The 5,678-nt window shown below is 60.0% G+C and carries 5 protein-coding genes; all 5 read right to left on the bottom strand.

Annotated elements, in window-relative coordinates:
* Positions 1–18: 18 nt before the first annotated feature.
* Complete coding sequence (locus AD928_RS00925; RefSeq protein ID WP_233419878.1) at positions 19–912, bottom strand: ABC-F family ATP-binding cassette domain-containing protein; 894 nt, start codon at positions 910–912, stop codon at positions 19–21.
* A 49-nt stretch (positions 913–961) separates the two neighbouring features.
* Positions 962–2,683: a D-lactate dehydrogenase gene (gene dld / locus AD928_RS00920; RefSeq protein ID WP_062247517.1), complete on the bottom strand. Its 1,722-nt coding sequence runs from the start codon at positions 2,681–2,683 to the stop codon at positions 962–964.
* A gap of 133 nt (positions 2,684–2,816) precedes the next feature.
* Positions 2,817–3,389 (bottom strand): Dabb family protein, encoded by a 573-nt coding sequence (locus AD928_RS00915; RefSeq protein ID WP_062247515.1) that lies wholly within the window; start codon positions 3,387–3,389, stop codon positions 2,817–2,819.
* A 69-nt stretch (positions 3,390–3,458) separates the two neighbouring features.
* Complete coding sequence (locus tag AD928_RS00910) at positions 3,459–5,228, bottom strand: chloride channel protein (RefSeq protein WP_061506617.1); 1,770 nt, start codon at positions 5,226–5,228, stop codon at positions 3,459–3,461.
* Positions 5,229–5,405: 177 nt separating this feature from the next.
* Positions 5,406–5,678, bottom strand: a 273-nt coding sequence (locus AD928_RS14270) for a hypothetical protein (RefSeq protein WP_156470032.1), incomplete at its 5' end; no start/stop codon positions are given.

Genomic DNA, 5,678 nt, shown 5'->3' with positions numbered 1-5,678 from the left:
GCGCATGACTAAAGGGTTTCAGACTAAGGGGGAAACCTGTGCCTCAATAGTGGTTTCAATCGGCGTCAGCTTGGCCAGACGTTTCACACGGCTCTGGGCCTGTGCGGCTTTGGCGGCAGAGGCTTTGAAGCGGTCCACAAAGGATTGCAGATGCGCCCGCTCGGCGTCCTGCTTGGCGCGGGTGGCACTTTGCAGGCGGATTTTTTCTGCCCGCTGATGCTCAAAGGAATCATAGCCGCCGGTATAGAGTTCCAGCTTGCCTTCCGTGACATGCAGCGTGAAATCCACCGAGTTGTTCAGCAGTTCACGGTCATGGCTGATAATCAGGGCGCAATGCGGATAGCGTTCCAGCCGGGCTTCCAGCCAGAGTGCGCCTTCCAGATCCAGATAGTTGGTCGGTTCATCCAGCAGCAGCAGGTCAGGCTCGGAGAACAGGGCGGCGGCCAGCGCCACGCGCATCCGCCAGCCACCGGAAAATTCCGCCATCGGGCGGTCCAGATCTTCGGTGGAGAAGCCAAGGCCGTTCAGAATTTCTGCTGCGCGGGAGGGGGCGCTGTCGGCATCAATCTCAATCAGCCGCATCCAGATATCGCCCATGCGCTCCGGCTCGGCGGTTTCCAGCTCCGCCATCAGCGTAGCGCGTTCCAGATCTGCTGCTAGAATGGTTTCCAGCAAGGTGACATCCGTGGCCGGATGTTCCTGATCCACCGCCGCAATGCGGGCGGCCTTGGGGATGGAAATTTCACCGGAATCCGGCTGCAACTCGCCTTTAATCAGCTTGAACAGCGTGGATTTGCCAACCCCGTTCCGCCCCACAAGAGAGACCTTGGAGGGGTTGGGCAGGCTGACGCTGGCACGATTAAAAAACTGGCGTCCCCATGCGTTGAACACGAGGCTGTCGATCTGGAGCATAAAGCGAGAGGTCCGGTAACAGGAAAGGGCCGGACCTCTCTATCGCGTTTTAGACGCTCTCCGCCACCCAGTTCTTCTTTTTAGTGGCCAGACCAATGCCCGGGTTCATGCAGTTGCAGGGGTCCAGCTCCCGGTAATGCGCCAGCATAACATCCGGCGCCTGATAGAGATGGCCCACATTATGTTCTGCCGGATAGCGCGCGCCGCGCTGGTCCAGACCGGGGAGCATGCTGTGCTCCACGTCCATGGCGTTGTAGCCTTTTTTGATGACGTAATCCTGATGCATCACATGGCACAGGAAGTGGCCGTAATAGAGTTTGACGATAATCTTGTCTTCAATCTCTTTCGGCAGTTTTTCAAACCAGTTGCGGTCGTTCCGGCGCAGGGCGACGTCCAGCGCCACAATGTCTTCCGCCTCACGGTGATGCACGGCGCGGTAGCGCACGGCAGCCCCCGCAGCGGCAAAGCGATGCAGGAAGGCGCGGGAGCCTTCATCCGGCGTGCATTGAAAGAATTCGCCGGTCGCTTTGCTGAAGAACTGCTCCAGATAGGCCTTCATCGGGCCTGCCAGTGTGGCGGAGGTTTTCAGCATCAGGTGGTGTTCAAACTTGTCCCGATACTCCAGCATCCGGTTGGGCAGCTGGTTAGGGATGAACACGCTGAGCGCCTGCATGATGCGGTCGCTCAGGTTTTCAGGCAGGAAGCCGAACTGCTTGGCAAAAATGTCAAAGCGGGACTTCATGGCGAACATCTTCGGCAGGAATTTCGTGCCGAATTTGCGGATGACCGCAAACGTGTCCTTGCCGTATTTCTCGGCAATGTTGAACGCATCGCGGTGGATGTATTCGCCTGCAATCGGCAGTTCTTCAAACCCGGTCAGCATATGGCGGCGGAGGTCTTCCAGCTCGTCCGTGCTGTTGGAGCCGATGTAGAACACCGCCGGGTTTTTTGCGGCGGGGAAAGTGTCCAGACGCACGGCAAACACCACCAGCTTGCCCGCGCAGCCTGCGGCTTCATGCCAGCGGGCCGGGTCTGCGTTAAAGCGGGCGGGGGTGTCCGCATCCACATCACGCACGTGGGTGATGTAGTTGTTGTCATGCCCGCGGCCTGCATCCCAGTCGATGTCCGCATCGGAGAAGGTGCCAGCCTGTAGCTTGTTCAGAATGGCTTCAGGGTCATTCCCCAGCTGGATGCCCAGATGGTTGACGAGCTGGAGCTTACCGTCTTCCCCCACCTGACCAAACACGGCCATTTCCGTATAGGCCGGGCCACGCTGCACCAGCGCACCGCCCGAGTTGTTGCTGATGCCGCCCAGAACGGACGCCCCAATGCAGGATGAGCCGATAACGGAATGCGGTTCCCGCCCAATGGCGCCCAGCATGCCTTCCAGCTCATACAGCGTGGCGCCGGGCAGGCAGACAACCTGCTTGCCGCCGCCAATCATATGGGCACCGGTCAGCCGGAGGGTGCTGATGAGCACGATCTCACGGTCATAATCATTGCCATCCGGCGTGGAGCCACCTGTCAGGCCGGTATTGGCGGCCTGCATGATGATAATCTTGCCCGCATCCACACAGGCCTGCGCCACCCGCCACAGTTCCACCAGCGTGCCGGGCTGCACCACAGCCAGCACCTTGCCCGCGCCAAAGCGGAAGCCGTGCCGGAAGCGGTAGGTTTCGGCCTCGCTGGTCAGCACGTGGCTGTGTCCGGCAATGTCCTTCAGGCGGCCCAGAAGAGACTGGTTCGCCGGGGTCTGGGCTGGGGCGGTCATAAGGAAGTGGCTCCGTCTGGATAAGGCTTAAAAAAGAATGAGGTGTTATAACACTGTTCTCTGGCCATGCCAGATCACAGATATGCGTTTGCGTTGGTGCGGCCTCCCGTTCCATGCGGGAAAGGCCCGCACATCAGAGGGCTGCCGGTGCCGTGGGGGTGAAGTCGAACACCACGACCTTGGCCAGATACGGTCCGGCGAAGGTTTTGAAGGCATCATGTGCTGGGTCAAAGTGCCCTGCCTCGGTGACAATCGGGCGCCCGACGTAAAAGTTCCTGTCCCCTTCAGACTGGAAGGTAACCAGATACCCCTGCTCCAGCCCGAGGTCGGAATTTTCTCCGCTGTTCTGCGCCCCTGTCTCAATGGACGTCACAACCGTCTTGCCATCCGCCCTGCGGGAGAGGGTGGTGAGGGCCACAAAGCGCCGCGTAACCTCCGCGCGCTGTGCCGCTGTCGTGCCGGGGCGGAAGGTGAACATCACCATATGGCGCACCACACCGAGCTTGTAGTCCGGAGAGGTAAAGCGCGCAGCCCCGACGGATTTTAGCTCGGCCCGCACAGCCCGAGCGGCAGCATCCAGAGCGGGCGTGGTGGCAGGCGTGGTTTTGTGGGCGGGGGCGCTCAGGGCAGGGGCTGCCAGCCCAAGAGCCAGAGCAGTCGGGGCACTGGCCCGTAGCAGGGTTTTCAGAAACGCGGGCAGAGACATAAAGGGTTCTCCTGACTTAAATTTATCAACGCGCAAAGTGCCGCAAAGTGCTGCAAAGTGCACGCCCAGTTAAACCCGGTATTTTTCCCCTGCCAGTTCCCGCCGGGTGCGTTCCAGTTCTTCCGCATAGCGGCGCAGCACGTAGCGCTCACTCAGCAGGCCGAGAATGTGGTTGTCGTCATCCACTACAGCCAGCGCCGGGCGGGCCAGCCGCTCGAACGTATCAATGGCGGTGGAGAGTGAGAGGGCCGGGGTCAGCGCCAGATCATCCGCGGCAACCAGTTCCGTCAGTGGCGTGGTTTCCGGCACGCGGTTGGCATGGAACAGCACGTTTTCCACCAGCCCTTTATAATGGTTCTGCTCGTCACACAGAATGATGTAGCGCGGTGTCTGGTTTGGGAAGGCGATGCGGGCGGCCTGCACGGTTTCCGTCGCGGGGAAGGTGGCGACTTCCGTGCGCATCATCCGCTCCACCGTCAGCGTGCGCATCCAGCCTACATCTACGCCGGAGCGGATATTCTCACCGCGCAGATGGAAGCGCCATGTGGCGAAGGAATAGCCAAAGGTCCGCCGCACCGTCATGGAGGACACAATGGCCGAGACCACCACAGCGCCCGTTAGCGGCAGGCTGCCGGTCGTCTCCAGCGCCAGAAAGATCATGGTCATGGGGCCGCCAATAACGGCCACGGCCAGCGCGCACATGCCCACAATGGTGCAGACGGAAACAGGCAGCACGGCCAGCGGGGCGAGCGCTCCGGCAAAGACCGCGCCCGTCAGCACACCCAGATAGAGTGAGGCAAAAAACAGCCCGCCGCGAAAGCCCGAGCCAATGGAAATGGCAGAGGCCAGCGCCTTCAACCCCAGCAGGCCGAGGGCCAGCATGAAGGGCGGCGAGCTGATGAGCCCTGCCCGCATGGCCATGTGGCCGGAGGAGAGAACGGAGGGGGAAATGATCGCCAGCCCGCCCACCAGCAGGCCACCCAGCGCGGGGCGCAGCCAGACCGGCAAAGGCAGGCGCTGGAAGGTGTATTCCGTCAGCGTGACGCCACGCATCAGCATCACTCCCACCAGTCCGGCAAAAACGCCCAGCAGGATAATGGGGAAGTAAGCCAGCAGCGGGATGCCCTGCGGTGTGGCCACCCAGACGGGCGGCAGCACGGTGCCGGTCAGATGCACCACGCCAATACCGCAGATGGCAGCCAGTGCCACCGGGGCGAGGGCGGTAAAGGTGTAGGAGCCGATAATCAGTTCAAACGCATAAAACGCCCCGGCCAGAGGTGCATCAAACGCAGCCCCGATGGCCCCGGCGGCTCCGCAGCCGACCAGCAGGCGCACATCGGCCCGGTGCATGCGCAACTGCCGGCCAATGCGGGAGCCAAAGGCAGCTCCAAGCTGACTGAACCCGGCCTCCAGCCCCAGTGAGGCCCCGCAGCCATTGGAGAGAATGGTTTGCCCGGCCAGAATCAGACTGTCCCGAAAGGACATGCGGCCTCCATGCAGAGCATTGGCCTCAATCGGGTCTGCCGGGTGGAAGCGGGTTTTGCGGGCCAGATACAGGCTGGTCAGCCCCAGCAGCAGGCCGCCGCACGTGGGAACCAGCAGGGCGCGCACGGGGTTAACGGTTGCCAGCCCGGACAGGCGGCCAGATTCCGGGGCCAGCAGATGATGCGCGAGGAATGTTGCGGCCGTCATCAGGCTGACAACACCACCCGCCAGCACGCCGACAAGGGCTGCCAGCGCGATCAGCCACAGAGTGTCTTTACGGACAAGCGCCCTGAGCGCCGCCAGAAGCCGGGGCGGCGTGTTGTGGGTGCGCATATGGTCCAGCAAGCCGGTCATGGCTGCGCTGAAACAGGCAGAGGGACGTCTGTCTGGTGTCTCACGCTGTCCGTAATGCCTGTTTTCTCCTGCGGGAGGAAATATTAAATTTAATATTTTCTTCTTATGGATATTAAAGAGGGTATCCATAAGAATATATAACTATTTCCTCTGCGTTAATGAATGGATGAATAGATATTATTTTTCCAAAAAAGTAATTTGCATGGCAATCAAATTCCCGCCTTGAGGTGCTTCAGACCATTGCCCATTAGATGCTCTGATAGGAAAATGATCTCCTTGGAACAGGCCGCCATAAATACAATCGCATGTTAAGGATGCAGGTCCAGTAATACGAATTGCAAATGCTTGAATGGCAAGAGAATTTCCAATGGTTCCTGAAAAATCACCATTACTTTTCCATTCAGTGATGGTTCCATCTTTTAGTTTGGCTCGACGCGGAAATCTCACAGA

Origin of the sequence: Acetobacter cerevisiae (assembly GCF_001580535.1) — a bacterium.
GTDB classification, from domain to species: domain Bacteria; phylum Pseudomonadota; class Alphaproteobacteria; order Acetobacterales; family Acetobacteraceae; genus Acetobacter; species Acetobacter cerevisiae.
This window is presented reverse-complemented; position numbering and strand designations above follow the sequence as displayed.